General features: G+C 67.6%; 17 protein-coding genes. 6 read left to right on the forward strand and 11 right to left on the reverse strand.

The window, feature by feature from the left end; all coding sequences use genetic code 11:
- Positions 1-14 precede the first annotated feature (14 nt).
- The 4 genes from B3K53_RS00365 to B3K53_RS00380 all read right to left on the reverse strand — a co-directional run bounded on the left by B3K53_RS00365 (position 15) and on the right by B3K53_RS00380 (position 6668).
- Positions 15-1682 carry a M56 family metallopeptidase gene (locus tag B3K53_RS00365; protein WP_292081881.1) on the reverse strand — a complete coding sequence of 556 codons (1668 nt, stop codon included), beginning with the start codon at positions 1680-1682 and terminating at the stop codon, positions 15-17.
- Positions 1679-2053, reverse strand: a complete 375-nt coding sequence (locus tag B3K53_RS00370; RefSeq protein ID WP_292081884.1) for a BlaI/MecI/CopY family transcriptional regulator — start codon at positions 2051-2053, stop codon at positions 1679-1681. Before B3K53_RS00370 ends, B3K53_RS00365 begins: the two co-directional genes overlap by 4 nt.
- 135 nt (positions 2054-2188) lie before the next feature.
- Positions 2189-5764, reverse strand: coding sequence for an ABC transporter permease/M1 family aminopeptidase (locus tag B3K53_RS00375; protein ID WP_292081886.1), 3576 nt, complete (start codon positions 5762-5764; stop codon positions 2189-2191).
- A gap of 10 nt (positions 5765-5774) precedes the next feature.
- Positions 5775-6668 (reverse strand): ABC transporter ATP-binding protein, encoded by an 894-nt coding sequence (locus B3K53_RS00380; protein ID WP_292081888.1) that lies wholly within the window; start codon positions 6666-6668, stop codon positions 5775-5777.
- A gap of 169 nt (positions 6669-6837) precedes the next feature.
- Here B3K53_RS00380 and B3K53_RS00385 point away from each other — a divergent pair, with 169 nt between their 5' ends.
- Positions 6838-8394, forward strand: a complete 1557-nt coding sequence (locus B3K53_RS00385; RefSeq protein WP_409515791.1) for a carboxylesterase/lipase family protein — start codon at positions 6838-6840, stop codon at positions 8392-8394.
- On the opposite strand, the gene B3K53_RS00390 is transcribed toward B3K53_RS00385, so the two are convergent.
- The 3 genes from B3K53_RS00390 to B3K53_RS00400 form a co-directional block, all read right to left on the reverse strand.
- Positions 8391-9371 carry an alpha/beta hydrolase gene (locus tag B3K53_RS00390; protein ID WP_292081892.1) on the reverse strand — a complete coding sequence of 327 codons (981 nt, stop codon included), beginning with the start codon at positions 9369-9371 and terminating at the stop codon, positions 8391-8393. The genes B3K53_RS00385 and B3K53_RS00390 overlap by 4 nt on opposite strands.
- A 71-nt stretch (positions 9372-9442) precedes the next feature.
- On the reverse strand, positions 9443-10693 hold the full coding sequence (locus B3K53_RS00395) for an MFS transporter (RefSeq protein ID WP_292081970.1): 1251 nt from the start codon (positions 10691-10693) through the stop codon (positions 9443-9445).
- 141 nt (positions 10694-10834) lie between these two features.
- The gene (locus B3K53_RS00400) at positions 10835-11662 is read right to left on the reverse strand and encodes a 2-keto-4-pentenoate hydratase (RefSeq protein ID WP_292081894.1); all 828 of its coding nucleotides are present in this window, start codon (positions 11660-11662) and stop codon (positions 10835-10837) included.
- Positions 11663-11833: 171 nt separating this feature from the next.
- On the opposite strand from B3K53_RS00400, the gene B3K53_RS00405 reads away from it, so the two are divergent.
- Positions 11834-12883, forward strand: a complete 1050-nt coding sequence (locus tag B3K53_RS00405; RefSeq protein WP_292081896.1) for a LacI family DNA-binding transcriptional regulator — start codon at positions 11834-11836, stop codon at positions 12881-12883.
- 70 nt (positions 12884-12953) lie between these two features.
- Here the strand turns inward: B3K53_RS00405 and B3K53_RS00410 are convergent, their stop codons facing one another.
- Positions 12954-13595 (reverse strand): RpiB/LacA/LacB family sugar-phosphate isomerase, encoded by a 642-nt coding sequence (locus tag B3K53_RS00410; protein WP_292081898.1) that lies wholly within the window; start codon positions 13593-13595, stop codon positions 12954-12956.
- 177 nt (positions 13596-13772) lie between these two features.
- On the opposite strand from B3K53_RS00410, the gene kduI reads away from it, so the two are divergent.
- The 4 genes from kduI to B3K53_RS00430 all read left to right on the forward strand — a co-directional run bounded on the left by kduI (position 13773) and on the right by B3K53_RS00430 (position 18235).
- Complete coding sequence (gene kduI, locus B3K53_RS00415; RefSeq protein ID WP_292081971.1) at positions 13773-14618, forward strand: 5-dehydro-4-deoxy-D-glucuronate isomerase; 846 nt, start codon at positions 13773-13775, stop codon at positions 14616-14618.
- 12 nt (positions 14619-14630) lie between these two features.
- Positions 14631-15389 carry a 2-dehydro-3-deoxy-D-gluconate 5-dehydrogenase KduD gene (kduD, locus tag B3K53_RS00420; protein WP_292081899.1) on the forward strand — a complete coding sequence of 253 codons (759 nt, stop codon included), beginning with the start codon at positions 14631-14633 and terminating at the stop codon, positions 15387-15389.
- A 21-nt stretch (positions 15390-15410) separates the two neighbouring features.
- Positions 15411-16457 carry a sugar kinase gene (locus tag B3K53_RS00425; RefSeq protein WP_292081900.1) on the forward strand — a complete coding sequence of 349 codons (1047 nt, stop codon included), beginning with the start codon at positions 15411-15413 and terminating at the stop codon, positions 16455-16457.
- 128 nt (positions 16458-16585) lie between these two features.
- Positions 16586-18235 carry a pectate lyase gene (locus B3K53_RS00430; RefSeq protein WP_292081901.1) on the forward strand — a complete coding sequence of 550 codons (1650 nt, stop codon included), beginning with the start codon at positions 16586-16588 and terminating at the stop codon, positions 18233-18235.
- A 19-nt stretch (positions 18236-18254) separates the two neighbouring features.
- On the opposite strand, the gene B3K53_RS00435 is transcribed toward B3K53_RS00430, so the two are convergent.
- The 3 genes from B3K53_RS00435 to uxaC are packed head-to-tail and all read right to left on the reverse strand — an operon-like array spanning position 18255 to position 22639.
- Complete coding sequence (locus B3K53_RS00435) at positions 18255-19754, reverse strand: UxaA family hydrolase (protein WP_292081902.1); 1500 nt, start codon at positions 19752-19754, stop codon at positions 18255-18257.
- 3 nt (positions 19755-19757) lie between these two features.
- Positions 19758-21227, reverse strand: a complete 1470-nt coding sequence (locus B3K53_RS00440) for a mannitol dehydrogenase family protein (RefSeq protein ID WP_292081903.1) — start codon at positions 21225-21227, stop codon at positions 19758-19760.
- A complete protein-coding gene (uxaC, locus tag B3K53_RS00445; RefSeq protein WP_292081904.1) occupies positions 21224-22639 on the reverse strand; it encodes a glucuronate isomerase in 1416 nt (471 codons plus the stop codon). The genes B3K53_RS00440 and uxaC overlap by 4 nt, the downstream gene beginning before the upstream one ends.
- Positions 22640-22912: the final 273 nt, after the last annotated feature.

The raw sequence follows: 22912 nt of genomic DNA on the forward strand, positions 1-22912 counted from the left end.
CCTGTGTATCCAGATCAGATCGGGCTCTTGGCGCGCGCCGCCAGCTCTTCCGCGCGACGGTCCAGGTCGGCGGCCCGTTCAACCAGCCTGGGGCTCAGGGCGATCAGATCCGCGTCGGTGACGATGTTGCCCTGCTCGCGATTGCGGGCGATCTGCTCGGCGCGATAGGCCGGGTCGCGCAGGCGAACCGCCTCCTCGCGCATGTTGTCCGCGCCGCGATGCATGTTCTCCGCGCCGCGCCCCATCTGTTCGCGCGCCTGGACGCGAGCCCGAGCCGCGATGACGCGGGCTTCGTCGCCCTGCCGACGCGCGACGAGGGCCTGGGCCCGCGCCTGTTCGGCCTGTTGGCGGGCGACGGCGGCCTGGGCGCGGACCTGCACCGCCTGCCGACGGGCCTCCTCGCCTTGTTGACGAGCGACGGCCGCATGGGCGCGAGCCTGGACCGCCTGTTGGCGCGCCTCTTCGCCCTGCCGACGGGCGTCGGCGGCCAGAGCCCGGGCCTGACGGGCCACCTCGCGCGCCGCCTCAGCCTCGGCGCGCTGCTCGGGCGTGCCGTTCTCGAAGTAGTAGCCGTTTGAGGAATAGTAGGTGGTCACGCGTCCGGGCGGAGGCGCAGGCGGGGCCGGGGGCGCGGGCGGCGCAGGCGGCGCGGCAGGCGGGGGCGGCGGCGGAGCGGGCGGGGCTGGAGGTGCGGGGGGTGCGGGCGGCGCCGGGGCATAGGCGGACGCCTGCTCGCGCAGATCCAGCGCCGCCAGCGGCGTGGCGACGGCGGCGAGCGCGGCGACGGTCAGGGCGACCGCCAGCGGGCGACGGCGAGCAGAGGTGTTCGTCATGATGCAGGCGATCCTTTTTTCGAGCGTGTGGGTGTCGGCGGCCATGGCGGTCGCGGGACAGACGGCGGGATTGGCGGCCAGACGGACCAGGACGCGGGCGTAGTCCTTGCGGTCCACGGTGCGAACGGCCTCGGCGTCGGCGGCCTCTTCAGAGGCCTCAGTCAGGACAACGGACAGACGCCAGACCAGAGGGTTGAACCAGAACAGCGCCAGCGCCAGCCGCGACAGGATCAGGAAGACCCAGTCCTTGCGCCGCAGATGGGCCAGTTCGTGCGCCAGAACGGCGGAGGCGGTTTTCGGCTCGGCCAGGCTGGCGGGGTCGAGGACGATGACCCCGGGGGCCACGCCCCAGCTCAGCGGGCTGGACACCCGCTCGCTGCTGACCAGACGCGGGCGCGCGGCGGGGGCCAGCGGCTCCAGCGGCGAACGCCAGGCGGGGCATTGAACCGCCCGTCCCTGCTCGGTCCAGCGACTGAGCGTGTTCAGGCCCAGCAGCAGCCGCCCCACGACCGCCGCCACGCCGGTCAGCCACAGGCCGGCGGCCACGGTCGCCCAGGACGGCCACGGCAGGTTGGCCGTGACCGCGACGCCCGCGACAGACCCGACCTCGCCCGACCAGAGCGGCGTCAGCGGAGCGCTGTCCGCGACGGACGAGGCTGGAAGCAGCGCCAGCTCCAGGGCGGGCAGGACCGCCGCCAGAACCGGCAGGGCCAGAAGCAGGCAGACGGTCGCGCGCAGAATGTCGACGCGATCGACGGCGCGACGCGCCACGAAGCGGGCGACGATCAGCCCCGTCGCCGCGATCAGGCTGGACTTGACCAGCAGAGACAGAAACAGGGCCAGGCTCACGGCTTGCGCTCCACGGCTTCGTCGATGGCGCGTTCGAGAGCGGCGGCTTCATCGGCCGTCAGACGCTGCCCCAGACCCAGCAGGGCCGTGGCCGCGCTGGCGGCGGAGCCGGCGAAGAAGGTGTCGATCATCCGCTGCAGGGCGCCGGCGGCGACGGCCTCGGTGCGGGGCACCGGACGATAGACGAAGCCCTCGGTGCCCGCCGAACGTTCGACCAGGCCCTTGGCCTCCAGCCGGGCCAGCAGGGTGCGGATCGCGGAGTCGCTGAGCGTGTCGGTCAGGGCGTTGCGCACCCCCGCGGCGGTGCCCGTCTCCAGCCGACACAGGGTCTCGAAGACCTCCCGTTCACGTCGGGGCAAGGACTCGATCATGGGGACTCTCCGCATCGGTTGACGCTACTTTTGTAGCGCTACGTTTGTAGCGGATCGAGTCGAAAATGAGGCGACGAGATTAACTCGCCGTAGGCCCCTCCTCCCGCCGGTCGGCGGGAGGAGAAGGCGCAGGCGTCAGCCGACCGGCTTGACGTTGTCGTCCGAGTTGCGGTCGATCCAGCGGTTGTAGGGATCGATGCCTGCAAAGGCCGGCTTCTTGTCCGTGACGAAGCGGAAGACCTGGGTTCCGCTGCGCAGGGGACGGCGCTCCATCAGGATGACCGACTTCTGGTCGAACGCCCCCTTGCCCGGCTCGGCCGAGAACAGGCCGACGTCGAAGGTCTCGTTCAACGGGGCCTCGGTCTCCTCGCCCTTGCCGTCGGCGTACAGCTTGCGGGCCTCGACCGTCAGGGCGACGTCCCACTTGCCGTCGGCGCGCTTGGTCGCCGTGACCGACTTCGACTTCACGTCATACAGGGTGATCTTTTCGAACAGGTCGGTGATCAGGGCCTGCTTGTCGGCCGGCGCCTCTGCGCGGATCGCGTTGATAAGATCCAGCGAGCGCGGATAGGGCGCGGACTTGAAGGCGTACTGCGCCAGCACCCGACGCAGGGCGCGGTTGACCGCCTCCTCGCCGATCTGATCGCGCAGCAGGTACATGACCAGACCGCCCTTCTGATAGTGGATGTACTGCTGGTTCTCGATGCGCATCAGCGGCATCTCCTCCAGCCGCTCCATGCCGCGCGAGCGCAGATAGCGATCCAGCTCGTACTTCAGGAAGCGACGGATCTTGTCGGGCCCGTACAGCTTCTCCATCACCATCAGCGCCGAGTACTGCGCCAGGGATTCCGAGAGCAGGGTCGAGCCCTGCTGGTCCGAGCCGACCACCTGGTGCGCCCACCACTGGTGACCGACCTCGTGAGCGGTGACGTAGGTGACGTAGTCGATCTTCTCCTCGTCGGTCAGGTCGGCGATGAAGCCGAGGCCTTCCGAGTAGGGCATGGTGTTGGCGAAGGCCTGGGCGAAGCTGGCGTAGGCCGGGAACTCGATGATCCGGGCCTGACGGAACTGGTACGGGCTGAAGGCCGTGCCGTAGTAATCCAGCGCCGACTTCATGCCGTTCAGCATGCGCTCGACGTTCCGCTCATGGCCCTTGTGGTAATAGACGGCCAGTTCGATCGGACCGTGCTGCTCCCGGGCCACCTGATAGTCGGCGGACTGGACCGAGAAGAAGTTCAGCACCGGCGCCTCGGTGACGAAGCGGGCCGTGCGACGGCCGTTCTTCGTCACGTCCGACACCTTGTAGCCCGGCGCGATCGGCGTCTGATCGGCGACCGTGGTCACGGTGATGTCGGCGTTGACCCAGTCGGCGCCGATATAGTTGTGAGCCCGCGCGCTTTCGTCCTCCAGCTTGGCCATGCGCAGCCCGGCCGGCAGGCCGTGCTTGCGGCGCTTCGAACGATCCGACAGCAGGCCGTCGCGGCCCATGCCGATGGTCAGGCCGAACTCGCCATTGTTGACGAAGGTGCCGTTGTCGACGATCCGCGTGGTGTCGCCGCTGTTCTTGAAGCCGCGCTGTTCCAGCACCGTCTCAAAGGCGATGGTGCGCTTCTCGCCCGGCTGCATCGGCGTGGCGAAGCGATAGATGCGGTACTCGAACTGCGGCCATTCCTTCGCGACCGTCGCACCCTGGACGTCCAGCCTGGCGATCTTCAGGTCCTGGCTCCAGCGCAGATGGACTTCGCCCAGGGGCGCGCCCGTGCGGTTCTCGATGACGTAAGTCCCCTTGGTCGTCAGGCGCGGCTGATGCGGATAGAGGTCCAGGTCCAGCTTGACGTCGGTGATCGCGGGCTGAGGCGTCTTCTCGTACTTCAGCAGGGTCTTCTCATAGTCCGCCATCAGCTGTTCGCGCTGATCGCGGCTGCGGTACTCGTTCCACACATTGGTGTTGATGAAGCTGAAGACGCCCAGGGCCACGAAGGCGGTCAGGGCGACGCCGCCGATCGCGCCTGCAGACCCCATCAGGCGACGCGGCAGACGCTTCAGGCGCGGCAGGAAGCGCGTCTCGGCGCCACGACGCCACAGGCCGTAGGCGATGACCAGCAGGACGACGGCGAAGGACGTCCAGTAGGCCTGCATCCAGGCGGCGTAGCCGGCGAACTTGCCCAGACCGTTCATGTCCGACAGCGGCATGCCCGTCCCCGAACCATAACGGTACAGGACATGGTCGAAGCCCATGTTGGACAGGACGATGGTCGAGATCAGATAAACCACCATGACGGCCCAGCCGACGAACTTGTTCGGCGACAGGGCCTGCACGAAGATGGCCAGCACGGCCATCAACGCAAAGCTGATCGACTGCGGCACGACGTACCAGAACAGGTATTTGCCGATCTCGAAGTTGGTGTAGCCCTTGATCGTTTGCACGATCATCCCGGCCAGCGACGCGGCGAGCAGGGTCGACACCAGCACCAGAACCAGGGCCAGGGTCTTGGGCAGCAGGAAGGTCCAGTCGGGCGTCGAGGTGGAATCGATGATCTCATGCGTGCGCCGCTCACGGTCGCGCCAGACCAGTTCGCCCGAATAGTAGATCGAGATGATCATGACGATCAGACCGAAGGAGCTGCCCAGGGTCTCGATCACCACGCGCGTGACCGGCAGGACGGGCGCCCCGTACATCTCGCCCGCGAACAGCAGGACGGCGATGCCGAAGGCGAAGCCCAGAGCCAGCATGACGAAGTAGGCCGGGCTCTTGAACACCGCCTTCATCTCGAAAAGGGTGCGCGAGATCAGCTGGGTCCAGCCCGCCTTGAAGCCATAGGACGGCGCGGCCAGCGGCGCGACAGGCGCGCCGGCGTCCGCCGAGGCCTCGGCCATCGCCTTCAGCTTCTCCTGCTTGCGCAGCTTCGAGCCGCGCGGCGACGGGCGATACAGCGGGAAGGCGGCGGCCAGGAAGGCCAGACTGACGCCCAGCCACAGCAGCTTGTTGCCCAGCAGCAGGCCGGTCAGCGGGGCGTTGATCGTGTTGCGCTCGGCCGAGGTCCAGTAGCGGGTCGCCAGACCATAGGCGCCGGCGCCGAAGGGCTCCAGCCAGGCCACCAGGGTTTCCAGCTCCGGCTTGGAGCCGAACACCGAGGTGGTGGTCATATAGAAGATGAAGACCCCGACGACGCCGACATAGGTCGCCATCATCGAGCGCGTGACGGTCGCCAAGGTAAAGAAGACCGCCGAGCTGAACAGCAGCCCCGGCAAGCCCATCACGACGAAACCGTAAAGGTAATCCAGCGGACGGAACGGCCCCACCGTCTCCTTGTCCACCCAGGGCATCAGCGTGCCGATCAGGATGCCCAGAGCCACCGACAGGAAGGCCAGGGCCACCACGGCGAAGGCGCCGAGGAAGCGTCCGTAGAGGTAGTCGAACTTCGACAGACGACTGGCCTGGATCATCGGACCGAAGCCCGTCGAGGCGTCGCGCACGACGACGTTGGCGACGATGGCCGTGGTCGCCAGCATGAAGAAGAGATTGAAGGCCAGCATCGCCTGCGCGATCGCGAAGGGCGCGTTCTTGAAGACGTTGCCGCCCGAACCGAGGCTGATGTTGGGGCTGGCGACCGTGCCGAAGCTCAGCAGGAAGAAGAGGATGGATATGACCCAGAAGGCGGGCTGGCGAAGCTGATAGCGGAACTCGAAGGCCGCGACTTTCCCGAACATGATCCGGGCCTCAGGCGGCTTGAGCGGCGGCGGGGCGGCGCGAGGCGGCCAGCGTCGAGAAGTAGACGTCCTCCAGACCGCCCGAGGCCGGCTCGAAGCCCTCGCCCGGCTTGGCGTCGGCCAGGACGTGGATCACGGTCTGCCCCGCGAACAGGCGCGTCGAGATGACCTCGAAGCGGGCGCGGTGTTCCGGCAGGGCCTCCTTGGCGATGGCCTTCTTCCAGACGCGGCCGGACATCTGCTTCATCAGCTCCAGCGGCGCGCCTTCCAGCTGGATCTTGCCGCCCGCCAGCACCGCCATGCGCGGGCACAGATCGGCCACGTCCTCGACGATGTGGGTGGACAGGATGACCACCACGTTCTCGCCGATCTCGGCCAGCAGGTTGAGGAAGCGGTTGCGCTCCTCCGGGTCCAGACCGGCGGTCGGCTCATCGACAATGATCAGGCGCGGGTTGCCGATCAGGGCCTGGGCGATGCCGAAGCGCTGGCGCATCCCGCCCGAGAACCCGGCCAAAGCCTTCTTGCGGACGCTCCACAGGTTGACCTGGTTCAGCAGGGCCTCGACCGTCTGCTTGCGCTCCTTGCCGTCGGCGATGCCCTTCAGCACCGCCATGTGGTCCAGCATGTCGTAGGCCGAGACGCGCGGATAGACGCCGAAGTCCTGAGGCAGATAGCCCAGGGTGCGACGCAGCAGCTCCGGCTGGCGGATCACGTCGATGTCGCCGAAGCGGATCTCGCCCGAGGTCGGGCTCTGCAGGGTCGCGATGGTGCGCATCAGCGTCGACTTGCCCGCCCCGTTCGGGCCCAGCAGGCCGAACATGCCGGTCGGAATGGTCAGGCTGACGTCGTCCAGCGCCCGTGTTCCGTTGCCGTAGACATGAACCAGATTGTTGATCGACAGCATGACGCGCCCCCGCGATGTAAAAGACACTTCACACTGACGGCTTCCCCGCCCCCTCGACAAGTTACAGATTGGACAGGTTTGGCGCCGGGCAACCGTTTCAGCGGACCTCTGGAGCCCGCAAGCCATTGCCTGCTACAGTCAATGACACCGGTTTCTTGGGAGGGTGACCATGGGAATGACGCGACGCGCCGCGGTTCTGGCGGGGATGGCCGCCACGGCGACGGCGACCGCTGTTCATGCCGCGCCGCGAGATCCCCGCGCCGTCACGACGGCCGGTCCGGTCCTGGGGCGGCGTCAGGACGGGATCAACGTCTTCAAGGGCGTGCGTTACGGCGCGCCGACGCGGCGTTTCCAGCCGCCCGAGCCGCCGACGCCGTGGCGCGATGCGGCCCCCGCCTTCGACTATGGCGCCGCCAGCCCGCAACGAGGCGACGAGCCGAACCAGAGCGAGGACTGCCTGTTTCTCAACGTCTGGACACCGGGTCTCGACGCGGGGCGTCGGCCGGTCATGGTCTATATCCACGGCGGCGCCTATTCGAGCGGATCGGGGTCCGATCCCCTCTATGACGGGACACGGCTGGCGGCGCGCGGCGATGTGGTGGTGGTGACGCTGAACCACCGGCTGAACGCCCTCGGCTACGCCTATCTGGCGCGGCTGGCGCCGGGGTTCGAGGACTCTGGCAATGTCGGCCAGTTGGACCTGATCCTGGCCCTGCGCTGGGTGCGCGACAACATCGCGGCCTTCGGCGGCGACCCCGAGCGGGTCATGGTCTTCGGCCAGTCGGGCGGCGGGGCCAAGATCGCGACCCTGATGGCCGTGCCCGAGGCGAAAGGCCTTTTCCACCGCGCCGCGACCATGAGCGGTCAACAGGTCACGGCGTCCGGCCCCCTCAACGCCACGGCCCGCGCGACCGCCTGGCTGAAGGCCCTGGGCCTGACACCCGACCGGGCGCACGAGGCCGCAAGCCTGCCGCTCGAACGACTGCTGGAAGCGCAATCGGTCGAGGATCCCATCCTCGGCTACGGCGGGCTCTACTTCGGACCCGTGCTGGATTTCCGCAGCCTGCCGCGCCACCCCTTCTATCCCGACGCCGCGCCGCAGGGCCTGACCATCCCCATGATCATCGGCAATACGCGCGAGGAAACCCTCGGCTTCATGGGCAATGATCCCAGGAATGTCGGCCTGACCTGGGAGACCCTGCCCGCCCGCCTGTCGCCCGGCGTCATGCGTATCGACATCACCCCGGAAGCCGTCATCGCCGCCTATCGCCGTATGCACCCCGACTGGTCGCCCGATCAGGTCCTGATCGCCGCCACCACGGCCGGACGTTCATGGCGCGGCGCGGTGATCGAGGCTGAGGAACGGGCGAGGGCCGGAGCCCCCGCCTGGGTCTATCAACTGGACTTCCCCGGCGAGACGGCCTCGGGCCGAAAGGGCGCCTTCCACACCGCGGACATCCCCTTGGTGTTCGACAATGTGAACGCGACCGGATCGCGCACGAATGGACCGGGCGCTCAGGCCGTGTCGGATCAGATGAGCGACGCCTTCATCGCACTGGCGCGCACTGGCGACCCCAACCACGCGAGCCTGCCGCGCTGGGAGCACTATGAGCTGCCGACGCGCCAGACCCTGTTGTTCGACGTGGAGCCCCGGATGGCCAACGACCCGCGCGGCGACGAGCGGGCCTTCTTCTCGGCCATCCCCTACATCCAGCCGGGAACCTAAAGAGCGAAGTCCAGACGGGCGGCCCAGGCGCGCGCCAGCTCAGGCCAGACCGCTGCCGGTCTTCCCTGGATCAGGCGGATGCCGAAGCCGTGGCCGCCTTCCTGGAACAGGTGGGCCTCGGCCTTCACCGAGGCGGCCTTCAGCGTGGTTAGCAACATCAGGCTGTTCTCGACCGGCACCGAGACGTCGTCCACGGCGTGCAGCAGGAAGACCGGCGCCGCGCCGGTCCAGGACATCTGCTCCAGAGAATAGGCGGCGATGCGCGCCTCGCTCGGTGTTTCTCCCAGCAGGTGCGTGCGCGACCCCGCGTGGACGTGCGGGTCACTCATGGTCGCCACCGGATACATCAACACCGTCAGGTCGGGACGCAGCGAGACCTCGTCCGCCGCGTCGACCGGGGCGTAGGCCGCGTCCGACCGTGCGCTGGCCAGCCCCGCCAGATGCCCGCCCGCCGAGGCGCCCAGAACCGCAATCCGGTCGGGGCGAACGCCGAACTCGGCCGCCCGGCTGCGGATCAGGCGGATGGCGCGCTGGGCGTCCTGCAAGGGCGCATCCGCCCCCGCCGCCCAGCCGTCGGCGGGCAGGCGATAGCGCAGGACGAAACAGGTCGTGCCGCTGGCGGCGAAGACGCGGGCGACGTCGAAGCCCTCCTTGTCCAGCACCGACCAGCGATAGCCGCCACCGGGGATCAGCAGCATGGCCGAACCGTTGGGCTTGTCGGGCCGCATCACCGTCATGATCGGATCGGTGGTGTATTGGGCGTAGCGGTCGCGATAGGCCGGGTCGGTCGAGCGCTCGGGGACGACGGGGACGACCGTCACCCCCTCCCCGCCCGGCGCGCCATTGGGCCACAGACGGACGACCTCGGTCGGATCAGAGGGCGCGACGGTCTGCATCCCTGCGCTGACCGGCAGGGCTGTCGCCAGCGCAGGGGCTGCTGCCCCCATGATCAGCAAACCACGTCGATGCAGATCCACGTCCGCCTCCCTCCAGAATTGAAGAAGGGCGCTCGCCCCCTCAGACGAGCGCCCCTCTCGGCGTCAGGTCATCAAACCTTGGCCGGTTCGTATCGTGGCGAGATGATGTGAACCACCAGCAGCGCCACCAGATAGGCCGAGGCCGCCACCACGAAGATCGGGGTGTAGGTGCCGATCTTGTCCAGCACGAAGCCGGCGTACTTGGCCATGATCATGCCGCCGATGCCGCCCAGCATGCCGCCGATGCCGACGACCGAGCCCACCGCCGAACGCGGGAAGACGTCGCCGGGGAAGGCGTAGAGGTTGGCCGAGAAGCCCTGGTGAGCCGCCGTGGCCAGACCGATGATCAGCACCGCCACCCACAGGTTGGACGCGAAGGCGGCGAAGGCGACCGGCACGGCGCACAGGGCGCAGATCAGCATGGTCAGCTTGCGCGCCTTGTTGAGGTTCATGCCGCGCTTCATGAACTGTCCCGACATCCAGCCGCCGCCGACCGAACCGACGTCCGACAGCAGATAGATGGCCACGATCGGCGGACCGAAGGTCTTCAGGTCCAGGCCGTAGCTCTTGCCCAGGAAGTCAGGCAGCCAGAACAGGAACATCCACCAGATCGGGTCGATCAGGAACTTGCCCGCGGCATAGGCCCAGGTTTCCTTGACCGTCAGCAGCTTCTTCCAGCCGATCTTCTCGACGGTGTCGGCCGGGTCCTGCTCGATCCATTCCAGCTCGGCCGTGGACAGCTTCTTCACTTCACGCGGACGGCGATAGACCAGCAGCCAGATCGGCAGCCAGATCAGACCCATCAGACCGGTGACGACGAAGGCCATCTGCCAGCCGAAGCTGAGCACCAGAACCGGAACCAGCAAGGGGGTGACGATGGCGCCGATATTGGTGCCGGCGTTGAACAGGCCGGTGGCGAAGGCGCGTTCCTTCTTGGGGAACCACTCCGCCACAGCCTTGATGCCGCCGGGGAAGCCGCCGGCCTCGCCGACGCCCAGCACCATGCGGGCCATGATGAAGTGCGACAGGTCACGGGCCGCGCCGTGCATCATGTGGCCGATCTGCCAGATGAAGAAGGCGACGCCCAGACCCCAGCGCGCGCCAACCCGGTCCATGATCCGTCCGAAGATCAGATAGAAGACGGCGTAGGAGGCCTGGAACCAGAAGACGATGTCCGCATAGTCCGTCTCGGACCAGCCGAACTCAGCCGACAGCGTCGGCTTGAGGAAGCCGATCATCTGACGATCGACGTAGTTGATGACCATGGCCGCGAACAGCAGCCACATCACGATCCAGCGGTACTTGCCCGCCGGCGGCGCCATCACGCGGATCGGCCCCTCCCCGGCGGGTGCGGCTTTCGAAGCGTCACTCATGGTACGAGACCCATTCCCTTTGATTTCCTCGGCGCGCCCCGTCTTCTTGACCACCCTGAACGGCGGACAGGTTCACGCAGTGATTAGATACTAGTCTGACGTCGGATGCGGCGCGGCCTTCACGACCGTGCAGCGGACTTCTCCCACGCCTTCGAACACGCACGTCGATTCACTGCCGGCGTAGATGCGATGCACGCCGGTGACGGCGCCGGTCGAAACCAGCGTCCCCGCGGTCAGCGGACGGCCCCAGCGCGCGCAATGCTCCAGCAGGAAGCGCACAGACTCCAGCGCGCCGCCGGCCAGCGACAGCGAGCCGCCCGTGCCGACGCTGACGCCGTCGATGATGGTCTCGACCTTGATCGCATCCATGCGGTCGCGCCAGTCGGTCAGCTCCGGGCCGATCACCAGACCGCCGTTGTTCCCGAAATCCGAGGCGACCACGGCCGATCCCAGGTCGTTGATGGCCGACAGCGGGCTGCCCGCCAGTTCCACGCCGATGAAGACGGCGTCGATCTGGTCGGCGGCCTCCTCGACGGTCCAGTCGGTCTTGGCCGGGTCCGCGTCAGCGCCGATGCGGGCGATGAACTCGGCCTCGACGGCGGCGAATCCGCCCTCGATGGCGGGCAGAGGCGTCGGGGCCTCACCGACGGCCCAGACATTGCCGGCGAAGATGGCGCCGGCCAGGCGATGGATGCCCAGGGCCGGCTGCTGCGCCGGGGGCACGCCGCCGACCTTCCAGCCTACGACACGGTCCGGATAGAGGGCGATGGCGGCGTCCTGAATGGCGTAGGAACGGGCCATTTGTTGAGGGACGTCGCCCGGATAGCCCGGCACGGCGCGCGCGGCGAGACGCGCGCTGACAAAGGTCTCGGCGACAGCCTGATCCGAGATCGGCGCCTGCACGGGAGCGGCCGTCATGCGCAGCGCTCCGAATGAATGATCTGGTCGGTCAAATGACGCCCCATTGGAAAACGCCGGATAATGGGCGGCTTAGGAAACCGGTGTCAATCCGCCTTGAAAACAGCCCATGGCGCCCGACGCCGAGCGGAGCTATGCCTAGCGTCAACAAGAACACGAAGGGGAACGCTGTTGTCGGAAGACGATTCGCGCACAGCAAAACCGGGCAAGCGCGCCACCATCAACGACGTCGCCCGCGTGGCCGAGGTCTCAAAGAAGACGGTGTCGCGCGTCATCAACCAGTCGCCCTTCGTGCGCGAGGACACGCGCGAGCGCGTCCAGGCCGCCATCGACGAGCTGGGCTTCGTCCCCGACCCGCAGGCGCGCGGTCTGGCCTTCCGTCGGTCCTTCCTGGTGGGCATGATCTATGACCAGCCCAGCCCCACCTATGTCGTCAACATGCAGCAGGGAATTCTGGACGCTCTGAAGGGCTCGGGCTTCGAGCTGGTGGTCCATCCGTGCAGCCGCAACTCCCCCACCCTGCTCAAGGACATTCGCGGCTTCATCGAACGCCAGCGCCTGTTCGGCGTCATCATGCCGCCCTCGGTGTCCGAAGACGATTCGGTGATGGAACTGCTGCGTGAGCTGGACTGCCCCTATGTCCGCATCGCCTCGCTGACGCTGGATGAGCCCCAGAACATGGTCGTCACCAATGACTGGATCGGCGCCGCGGAAGCCGCGCGCCATCTGGCCGACCTGGGCCACCGCCGAATCGCCCTGGTGCGCGGCCTGGCTTCCTTCCGTTCGTCCGTCGTGCGCGGTCAGGGCTTCATCGACGCCCTAGCGGAACGCGGCATCGCCCTGCCACCGGAATATGACCTGCAGGGCGCCTATACCTACGAATCGGGCGTCGAGGCGGGCCATGCCCTGCTGTCCCTGCCCCAGCCGCCGACCGCCATCTTCACCCTGAACGACGACATGGCGCTCGGCGTCATGCAGGCGGCGCGCGAGCGAGGCATGGAATTACCGCGCGACCTGTCGGTGGTCGGCTTCGACGATCTGCCGATGGCGGCGCGGGTCTGGCCGAACCTGACCTCGGTGCGGTTGCCTATCCGCGACATGGGGAGGATGGCCGCAGAAAAGCTGCTGGCGCCCACGCGCGGCGTCGATCCCGCCAAATTGCAGCAGCCCGAGGTCCGTCCGGCCCTGGTCGTGCGCCAATCCGCCGCGCCACTGGCCTAGCCACTCAACGACAAAGGCGGCCGGCGCCTGCGCGCCGACCGCCCTTTTTCTATGCCGTATCGAACGCCGATCAGGCGTTGATGACGCCCTTCAGATACTCGCGGATGCCTTCGTCAGTGGCGTTGGCGAAGAAGTATTCCTGGAACTTTTCACCGGCCACGGTCGCCTTGAGCAGGTCCTGGTCGATGGACTTCAGGACGGTCAGCATGTCGTTGCAGGTGACGGCCTTCAGGCTCTTCAGGATGCCGCGGTTCTTGGCCATGATCTCAGCGCGTTCCTTGGGATAGCCCAGACCGCGCTCGCCCTCGAACAGCTTGCGATAGACGTCCTGCAGGTTCAGCTCGGCCGCCCAGCCGAAGCCCTTGGCGTAGGGCATGGAGATGGCGTTGCCGTCGTTGATCTGGCCGAACAGGAAGGCGTCGGTCGGGTCGATGACCAGGCCGCAGAAGACGCCCGGCATGGAGTTGGCGGCCAGCATGGAGCCCATGCCCGTGCCGCAGCCCGTGACGACGAAGTCGGCGGCGCCCGAGTTCAGCAGGATGCCCGCCAGAAGCCCGTTCATGACGTAGGTCAGCGAGGCCTTATCCTCGGGCGTGTACATGCCGTAGTGGAAGACCTGATGGCCCAGGGGCTCGGCAACGGCGGTCAGGGCGGAATGCACCGTCTCGCTCTTCGCGGCCTGGCTGTTTTCAATGATGAGAGCGATTTTCATGGGGGCGATCCTCAAGACGGTGGCGAAGCGATGCCGATCTGATGCCGGCGATTATGGTCTAACCGATTGCATCATAATATGACACCGGTTACCTAGTCCACTGAAGGACGGACGCAAGATCCGTCACGGCGGCTCGCCCAGCGAGCCCCCAGGGAGCCCGGCATGTATTACGACCCCATGTACGACAAGGTCTATCAGGCCACCCATCCCGACATGATGGACGGCGCCTCGAACCAGCAGCTGCGGGATCGCTACCTGATCCAGGGCCTGTTCGTGCCGGGCAAGGTCAGTCTGAACTATTCGCACCACGAGCGGATGATCATGGGCGGCGCGACCCCGACGACGAGCCCCCTGACCCTGCCGACCCATTCCGTACCGGCTTCGCTGGCCGGCGCGCCCCTCCTGCAAGGCCGTGAACTGGGCATCGTCAATATCGGCGGCGCCGGAGCGGTCACCGTCGACGGCGAGGTGCTCGAACTGGGTTTCCGCGACGGCGCCTATGTGCCGATGGGCTCTATCGATGTCTCCTTCACCTCGAAGGACGCTGCCGAGCCCGCCAAGTTCTATCTGGTCGCCACCCTGGCCCACGCCCGGTACGACCTGACCAAGATCTCGATCGCCGACGCCGTGCCGCTGGAAATGGGCGCGCTGGAGACGTCCAACGAGCGGACGATCTATCAGTACATCGTTCCGGCCAAGGTGAAGTCCTGCCAGCTGCTGCTGGGGGTGACGGTTCTCAAGCCCGGCTCGGTGTGGAACACCATGCCGCCGCACATTCACGACCGCCGCTCGGAAGCCTACCTCTACTTCGGCCTGGGCCAGGACGACCGCGTCTTTCACTTCATGGGCGAGCCGGACAAGTCCCGCAATATCGTCGTCGCCGACGGCGAGGCCGTGATCTGCCCGCCGTGGTCGATCCACATGGGCGCGGGCACGTCGAACTATACCTTCATCTGGGGCATGGGCGGCGAAAACCTGGACTACACTGACATGGACAAGCTCGACATCTGTCAGCTGAAATAAGGACCTATGGGCATGGCCAATCCTTTTGATCTGACCGGCAAGGTCGCACTGGTCACCGGCGGCAACACGGGCATCGGTCAGGGCATCGCCCTGGCTCTGGCCGCAGCGGGGGCCGACATCGCCTCGGTCGCGCGCCGCGCCTCGGACGACACGGTCGGCAAGGTGCTGGCCAAGGGCCGCAAGGCCGTCTCCATCCAGGCCGACCTCACCTCGATCGAACCGGTCGAGCGCGTTCTGGACGAGGCGACCGCCGCCCTCGGCCCCGTCGACATTCTGGTGAACAACGCCGGCATCATACGCCGCGCCGACGCCGTCGACTTCTCGGAGCAGGACTGGGACGACGTCATGAACGTCAACCTCAAGGTCCTCTTCTTCCTCAGCCAGGCCACGGCCAAGCGGATGATCGCCGACAACCGTGGCGGCAAGATCATCAACACCGCCTCCATGCTGTCCTATCAGGGCGGCATCCGCGTGCCGTCCTACACCGCGTCGAAATCCGGCGTGGCGGGCCTGACCAAGCTGATGGCCAACGAGTGGGCCAAACACGGCATCAACGCCAACGCCATCGCGCCGGGCTACTTCGCCACGGACAACACCCAGGCCCTGCAAGAGGACCCGGTGCGCTCCAAGGAAATCCTGGGCCGCATCCCCGCCGGCCGCTGGGGCGACCCGTCGGACATCGGCGGAGCCGCCGTCTTCCTCGCCAGCCGCGCCAGCGACTATGTGCAGGGCATCACCCTGCCGGTCGACGGCGGCTGGCTGGCGCGCTGATCCCGCGCTAGCGTTCCGACCATGACCCAGACGAAATCGGGCGGTCGCATCCTCTGCTTCGGCGAGATGCTGCTGCGGTTCAGTCCGAACCAGAACGAACTGCTGCTGCAGTCCCCGGCCCTGACCGCGCGTCCAGGCGGGGCCGAGGCCAATGTCGCCGTCGCCCTGGCCCGCTTCGGCGCGCCGGCGGCGATGGCGACGGTCCTGCCCGACAACGCCCTGGGTCAGGCCGCCCGCGACGAGGTGCGGCGCTACGGCGTGGACACCACGCCCATCGTCTTCTCGCCTGGCCGCATGGGCCTCTATTTCCTGACGCCGGGTGCCGTGCGTCGCCCGTCCGAAGTCCTCTACGACCGCGCCGGTTCGGCCTTTGTCGAGCGCGTCGCCGACGCCTTTGACTGGGATGCCCTGCTGGACGGCTATGAATGGCTTCACGTCTCGGGCGTGACCCCGGCCACAGGCCCCAACGGTTCGCGCGCGGCGGTCGAACTGGTCGAGGCCGCCGTCCGCAACGGCGTCCGCGTCAGCTACGACGGCAATTTCCGCGGCAAGCTGTGGGAGCAGTGGGCCGGTGATCCGCCCGCCACCCTCGGCAAGATGCTGGCCGGGGCCGAGATCGCCTTCGCCGACGACCGTGACTTCGCCCTGGTGTTGAAGACCAAGTTCGAGGACGCCGATCCCAATGCGCGCCGCCGTCTGGCCGCCGCCGCGGCGTTTGACGCCTTCCCCCGCCTGCAACGCATCGCCTGCACCCTGCGCGTGCAGGAAAGCGTGGCCGATCAGGCCCTGTCGGCGGTCATGCTGACGCGCGGCCCGAATGGCGAAGTGGTCGAAACCTGCGCCGAGGCCATTCACATGACGGGCGTGGTGGACCGGGTCGGCGGCGGCGACGCCTTCGCCTCGGGCGTGCTGTTCGGCCTGTGGAGCGGCTGGTCCGACCAGGACGCCCTGGACTTCGGTCTGGCGGCGGCGGGTCTGAAACACTCGGTGCCCGGCGACTTCAACCTGTTCACCGCCGCCGAGGTGCGCGCAGCCATGGGCGACGGCGGCTTCGACATTCGTCGCTGACGGTTTCGTGAAAACCGGGGCGTTTTCAAGGGCGCCCCGCCACTAGGAAACCGGTGTCAATCGTGTTTAGCTTCGCTGAACTCAAGCAGCCGTCAGAGCTGCGAGGCGACGCATCCGAGGAAGACACCATGACGCTCATGAACCGCCGCGCCCTGCTGGCCGCCGGCGCCGCCGCGACCTTTACGGCCGCCTCCGCTCCCGCCCTGGCTAAAACCGTCCTTCAGGCCGCGCCCGACCGCGCGGCTGTCTTGGCGGCGATGAAGCGCGCCACCCGCTTCATGACCGACGAAGCCGCCGTCGAGGGCGGCTATGTCTGGAACGTCCTGCCCGACTTCTCGCGCCGCTGGGGCGAGCTGGAAGCCTCGCCGACCATGATCTGGGTCCAGCCCCCCGGCACGGCCACCGTCGGCCACCTCTATCTGGACGCCTACCACGCCACCGGCGACGAACAGTTCTATGAGGCCGCCAAGTCCGCCGCCGACGCCCTGGTGCGCGGCCAGCATCCGGCGGGCGGCTGGAACTACGTCATCGACACTGCGGGCGAGGAATCGCTCAAGCGCTGGTACGCCACCTACGGCAAGAACGCCTGGCGAATGGAGGAATTCCACCGCTATTACGGCAACGCCACCTTCGACGACGCGGGCACGGCCGAGGCCTCGCAGCTGCTGCTGCGGGTCTATCTGGAGAAACGCGAGCGCAAGTATCGCGCCCCGCTGGACAAGGCGATCCAGTTCGTCCTCGACGCCCAGTACGCCAACGGCGGCTGGCCACAGCGCTATCCCTTCGTCGAAAACGGCGGCATCCACGGCCACGAGGACTACACCCCCTACATCACCTTCAACGACGACGTGGCGGGCGAGAACCTAGAGTTCCTGCTCTACGCCTATCAGGGGCTGGCGGTGAACGGTCGCGGCGATGCCCGCCTGCTGGACGCCATCCATCGCGGCATGGACATCTATGTGAAGACCCAGCAGCCCATGCCGCAACCGGCCTGGGGCCTGCAGCACTTCCCCGACACCCTGAAGCCCGCGGGCGCGCGGACCATCGAGCCGCAAGCCTTCGCCACGCACACCACGGGCGCCAATATCAAGTCGATGCTGGGCTTCTACCGCCTGACCGGCGATCGCAAATACATGGCGCGTCTGCCCGAAGCCCTGGACTGGCTGGATCAGGTGAAAACGCCGCAGAACCTGATCGCGCCGGGACGCACCCATCCGACCTTCATCCTCGAGGGCTCGAACACCCCGGTCTATATCCACCGGCGCGGGTCCAACATCACCAACGGCCAGTATTACGCGGACACCAACCCCAACAACCTGATCGTCCACTACGGCTCGTTCCGCAACGTCGACACCGCCGCCCTGCGCCGCGAGTACGAGGAACTGGCCGCCCAGTCGCCCGAAGAGGTCAGCCGCAACTCGCCGCTGAAGGCCCGCGCCGGGTCGCTGAAGCTGCCGAAGTATTTCACCCTGCAGGACGTCGATGTCTGGGACATGTCGTCGGACGCGCGTCGTCTAGCCAAGCCTGCACCGGGCCGCGCCGCCGAACTGGTCGCCGGGCTAAACGCGCGCGGCTACTGGCCCTCGCCCCTGACCACGACCTCCAACCCCTATATCGGCGAGGCCCCGGCGGCGGTCACGGGCGGCGAGTACCAGACCACCCGCGTCGGCGACCTGTGGGACACCTCGCCCTACAACACCGACTATCCGGTCGAGTGCGTCTCGACCCAGGTCTTCATCAGGAACATGGGCGAACTGATCGAGACGCTGGAAGGCTGATTAGGGGTAGCGTCGGCGCCTAGAGATAGGCGCCGACCTGCCAAGGCACGAACTCGTTGTCACCGATACCGAGGGCTTCGGACTTGGACGGCTCGCCCGAGGCCACGGCCAGCATCCGCTCGAAGATGGCGCGGCCGACCTCCTCCATCGCCACGCCGGTCAGCACCGGAGAGGCGTCGATGTCCATGTCCTCGTCCATCCAGTTCGCCAGCCTGGCGTTGGAGGCGACCTTGATCGACGGCGCGGGCTTGGCTCCAAAGACCGATCCCCGCCCCGTGGTGAAGACGATCAGATTGGCGCCCGAGGCGATCTGCCCCGTCGCCGAGCAGGGGTCGTATCCGGGACTGTCCATGAAGCTCAGCCCCTGGGTCGTCAGCGGCTCGGCATAGCCGATCACGTCATTGAGCGGGGTCGAACCCGACTTGGCCACCGCCCCCAGCGACTTCTCCAGGATGGTCGTCAGGCCGCCCTTCAGATTGCCGGGCGACGGGTTGTTGTTCAGCTCCATGCCGTGCTTGTCGGCATAGGCCCGCCACCATTCCAGACGGGCGTTCAGCCTGTCCGCCACGTCCTGCGACGCCGCGCGACGCAGCAGCAGATGTTCCGCGCCCCAGATCTCCGGCGTCTCCGACAGCATGGCCGAGCCGCCGTAGGCGACCAGCAGGTCGACCGCCGCGCCCAGGGCTGGATTGGCGGTGACGCCGGACCAGCCGTCCGACCCGCCGCATTGCAGGCCCACAGTCAGGTGCGAGGCCGACACCGGCTGGCGCTGGACCTTGGCGGCTTCGCTCACCAGTTCGCGGACGATCTCAATGCCCGCCTCAATCGCGCGGGCCGTGCCCCCGGCTTCCTGAATGGTCAGGGCGCGCAGGGAAGGTCCTGCCTCCAGCCCTTCGTTGGCCAGCCAGGCCGGGATCTGGTTGGCCTCGCAGCCCAGGCCGACGATCAGAATCGAATGGAAGTTCGGATGCCGGGCGTATCCAGCCAGTGTCCGCTGCAGCAGGACCGTGTCGCTCGACAGTGAGGACCCGCCGCAACCGCCCTGATGGGTGAAGGCCACCACCCCGTCCACGCCCTTCGGCAGGCTGGCGTCAGGGAAGGCGTCGGCGATCCGCCGCGCCACCGTGGCCGAGCAGTTCACGCTGGTCAGGACCCCGATATAGTTCCGCGTCCCCACCCGACCATCGGCGCGAACAATGCCGTTGAAGGTCGCTCCAGACAGAGGCGTCGGCGCATGAACGTCCGCCCCGACCTCGGCCTCGCGTCCGTCCTCGGCCATGGCCAGGTTGTGGACGTGGACATGATCCCCAGCGGCGATCGCCGCCTTGGCTCGCCCGATGACCTGGCCGTAGCGACGGACCAGACCGCCCGCCTCTACGGCATGGCGAGCGATCTTGTGACCCGTGGCGATCTCGGCGCGCGCGGGTGCAGCCAGACCTTCGGGCGTCTCGCCCACGGCGATGTCGTCAAGGGCGATGGCGACATCATCGGCGGGGTTCAGGACCAGGACGCGGCTCATGCTCTACTCCGTCACGCGGCGCGCGGCCTCGACCGCGCCGTGCTCTCTCAAGGACAGGAAGGCGCCGGTGACCGCATCGACGAAGCGCCGGTCGCTGCCCAGAGCCTCGGGGAAGACGGCCGACAGGGTCAGCAGGGCGCGGACCTCGGCCTCATCGTTCTCGGACGCCGCGATCAGTTCGGCGGTGCGCGCCGCAAGAGGATCGTCGACCACGACAGCCTCGCCGCTTTCGGTCACGCCCTCCTGCCAGCGCATCCAGGCGGCGACGCCCAGGGCCAGAGCCTCGATCCCCTGCCCGGCCGCCAGCCGTTCTGCCGCACCCGCCAGGAGACGCTGGGGCAGCTTCTGCGACCCGTCCATGGCGATCTGGCGCGTCCGGTGCATCAGGGCCGAGTTGGAGAAGCGGGCCATCAGTTCCAGGCGATAGGCGGCCACGTCCAGCCCCGGCGGCGGGTTCAGCGTGGTCTGCGCCTCGTCCCACAGGGCCTCGATGAAGGCGCGGAAGGCCGGAACCGCCACAGCCTCATGCACGTGTTCGTAACCCGACAGGGCGCCGAGATAGGCCGTCGCCGAGTGTGCGCCGTTGAGCAGGCGCAGCTTGGCGTCTTCCCACGGCTCGACCGCATCGGTCAGTTGCACGCCGAAGGCGGCGAAGTCCGGCCGCTCTCCCGCGAACCAGTCCTCGATCACCCACTGGGTAAAGGGTTCGGCCTTGACCATGCCCTGATCCTCGACGCCCAGCCGCGCGGTCAGGCGGGCCACGTCGTCAGGAATGGTGGCCGGCACGATCCGGTCGATCATGGTCTGGGGGAAGGCGCCCTCGGCCTCGATCCAGTCGGCCAGCGACAGATCAATGCGCCGGGCCATGGCGATGACGCCGGCCCGGATGCGCTTGCCGTTGTGGGGGATGTTATCGCAGCTGATGACGGTGAAGGGCGCGAGCCCCGCCGCCTTCCTCGCCTGCAGGGCCGCGACGATGAAGCCCGGCGCGGTGCGCGGCGAGGCGATGTTGGCCAGGTCGGCGGCCACGTCCGGATCGTCCACCAACAGATCGCCCGTCGCCGGGTCCAGGCGATAGCCCTTCTCCGTCACCGTCAGGGTAACGATGTGGACCTCGGCGTCGGCCATGGCCGCAACCAGAGCCGCAGGGTCTTCCGGCCCGACCAGAACGCCGCGGCCGGCGCCAATCACGCGCAGATGCTCCGCCGCCCCGTCGCGCACGACCAGGGTGTAGAGCCCGTCCTGGGGGTTCAGTTGGTCGCGCACGCCGGGCGAGCGCAGCGAGGCCCCCAGCACGCCCCAACGCAGATCACCGCTGGCCAGGGCGTCGTCGAACACCACCGCCTGATGGGCGCGGTGGAAGGCGCCGATGCCCAGATGGACCACGCCGGTCTTCACCGCCGCGCGGTCATAGGCCGGGCGCGCGACATCGGCGGGCAGCCCCTCTAGGGCCGCGTCATTGAGGCGGGTCACAGCTTGTAGGCCGCCTTGACCAGACCATAGGTCAGGGCTTGGGCCAGCTCGTGGGCCTCGTCCTCCTCCATGCGATGCTCGACCACCAGCTTGGCCAGGAAGCCGCAGTCCATGCGCCGGGCCACGTCGTGACGCGCCGGGATCGACAGGAAGGCCCGCGTGTCGTCGTTGAAGCCGACAGTGTTGTAGAAGCCCGCCGTCTCGGTGACCTGCTCGCGGAAACGACGCATGCCCTCGGGGCTGTCGTGGAACCACCAGCTCGGCCCCAGCTTCAGCGCCGGATAGTGTCCGGCCAGGGGCGCCAGTTCGCGGCTGTAGGAGGTCTCGTCCAGGGTGAACAGGATCAGGGTCAGGCGCGTGTCCGACCCGAAACGGTCCAACAGCGGCTTGAGCGCCCGCACATAGTCCGTCCGGGTCGGGATATCGCAGCCCTTGTCGCGGCCGAAGCGGTTGAAGACCGTGGCCGAGTGGTTGCGGAAGCTACCGGGGTGCAACTGCATCACCAGACCGTCCTCGACCGACATGGCGGCCATCTCGGTCAGCATCTGGCCGCGGAACAGCTCGGCGTCGGCGGCGCTGGCCGGGGCGGTGGAGACGCGCTTGAACAGGGCCTCGGCGTCCGCCTTCGACAGGTCGGCGGTGAAGGCGGTCGGGTGACCGTGGTCCGTCGAGGTCGCGCCCATTTCGATGAAGAAGGCGCGGCGATCGCGCAAGGCCTGCAGATAGCCCTCCCAGTTCATCGTGTCGCGGCCGGTCTGCTCGGCCAGAACCTTCAGATTGTCGCGGAAGCCCTCGTAGTCCGGGTCCAGCACCGGGTCGGGGCGATAGGCGGTCAGGACCCTGCCCTTCCAGCCCGAGGCGTTGATGACCTTGTGGTGCTCCAGCGTGTCGAGCGGGCTCTCGGTCGTAGTCAGGACCTCGATGTTGTAGCGGTCGAACAGGGCGCGCGGCTTGAAGGCCTCGGTCTTCAGCGCGGCGTCGATGACGTCGTAATAGTGATCCGCCGTCTCGGCCGACAGGCGCACGTCGATGCCGAAGGCCTCGGCGTAGACCCAGTCGTGCCACATGCGCGACGGCGTTCCGCGGAACAGGTGATAGTTCTCGGCGAAGCGGCGCCAGATCTTGCGCGGATCAGCCTCGACCGGACCGCCGTCGGCGCGCGGCACGCCCAGGTCCTCCATCGCCATGCCCTGCGAGTGCAGCATGCGGAAGACGTAGTGATCAGGCGTGATCAGCAGCTCAGCGGGGTTGGCGAAGTTCTCATTGCCCGCGAACCAGCTGGGGTCCGTGTGGCCGTGGGGGCTGATGATCGGCAGCCCCTTCACCTCGGCGTAGAGGCGGCGCGCGACGGCCCGCGCGTCGGCGTCGGCCGGAAACAGGCGGTCGGGGTTCAGGCGAAGCGGCTGGGTCATGCGACAACTCGAGACTGGATTTCGAACAGTCAGAGCAGGACGCAAGGCTCGGCGAATCGCATTGTCGTCGGACCCATTGATCCGAAGCCGACAGGGCCGCTTCCCCTTTCGCCGCCCCTCTGACGGGGGTGGTCGTTTGGTTGTTTTCTTCGGGCGCAGAACCGTCGTGCGGCTTCGATGCGATCAGCGTTCGTCATCATCTTGCCACACACCGGAAACTGTGCGTAGCTTTATATGACACCGGTGGCAGAGGCTGACAAACGCCAAATGACA

Origin of the sequence: Brevundimonas sp. UBA7506, assembly GCF_002479495.1 — a bacterium.
Lineage (GTDB): Bacteria > Pseudomonadota > Alphaproteobacteria > Caulobacterales > Caulobacteraceae > Brevundimonas.

Bases quoted from the DNA above. Each gene is read 5' to 3' on its own strand.
- B3K53_RS00370 (WP_292081884.1), bottom strand. From the start codon at position 2,053: ATGATCGAGTCCTTGCCCCGACGTGAACGGGAGGTCTTCGAGACCCTG.
- B3K53_RS00375 (WP_292081886.1), bottom strand. From the start codon at position 5,764: ATGTTCGGGAAAGTCGCGGCCTTCGAGTTCCGCTATCAGCTTCGCCAG.
- B3K53_RS00380 (WP_292081888.1), bottom strand. From the start codon at position 6,668: ATGCTGTCGATCAACAATCTGGTTCATGTCTACGGCAACGGAACACGG.
- B3K53_RS00385 (WP_409515791.1), top strand. From the start codon at position 6,838: ATGGGAATGACGCGACGCGCCGCGGTTCTGGCGGGGATGGCCGCCACG.
- B3K53_RS00395 (WP_292081970.1), bottom strand. From the start codon at position 10,693: ATGGCGCCGCCGGCGGGCAAGTACCGCTGGATCGTGATGTGGCTGCTG.
- B3K53_RS00400 (WP_292081894.1), bottom strand. From the start codon at position 11,662: ATGACGGCCGCTCCCGTGCAGGCGCCGATCTCGGATCAGGCTGTCGCC.
- B3K53_RS00410 (WP_292081898.1), bottom strand. From the start codon at position 13,595: ATGAAAATCGCTCTCATCATTGAAAACAGCCAGGCCGCGAAGAGCGAG.
- kduI (WP_292081971.1), top strand. From the start codon at position 13,773: ATGTACGACAAGGTCTATCAGGCCACCCATCCCGACATGATGGACGGC.
- kduD (WP_292081899.1), top strand. From the start codon at position 14,631: ATGGCCAATCCTTTTGATCTGACCGGCAAGGTCGCACTGGTCACCGGC.
- B3K53_RS00425 (WP_292081900.1), top strand. From the start codon at position 15,411: ATGACCCAGACGAAATCGGGCGGTCGCATCCTCTGCTTCGGCGAGATG.
- B3K53_RS00430 (WP_292081901.1), top strand. From the start codon at position 16,586: ATGACGCTCATGAACCGCCGCGCCCTGCTGGCCGCCGGCGCCGCCGCG.
- B3K53_RS00435 (WP_292081902.1), bottom strand. From the start codon at position 19,754: ATGAGCCGCGTCCTGGTCCTGAACCCCGCCGATGATGTCGCCATCGCC.
- uxaC (WP_292081904.1), bottom strand. From the start codon at position 22,639: ATGACCCAGCCGCTTCGCCTGAACCCCGACCGCCTGTTTCCGGCCGAC.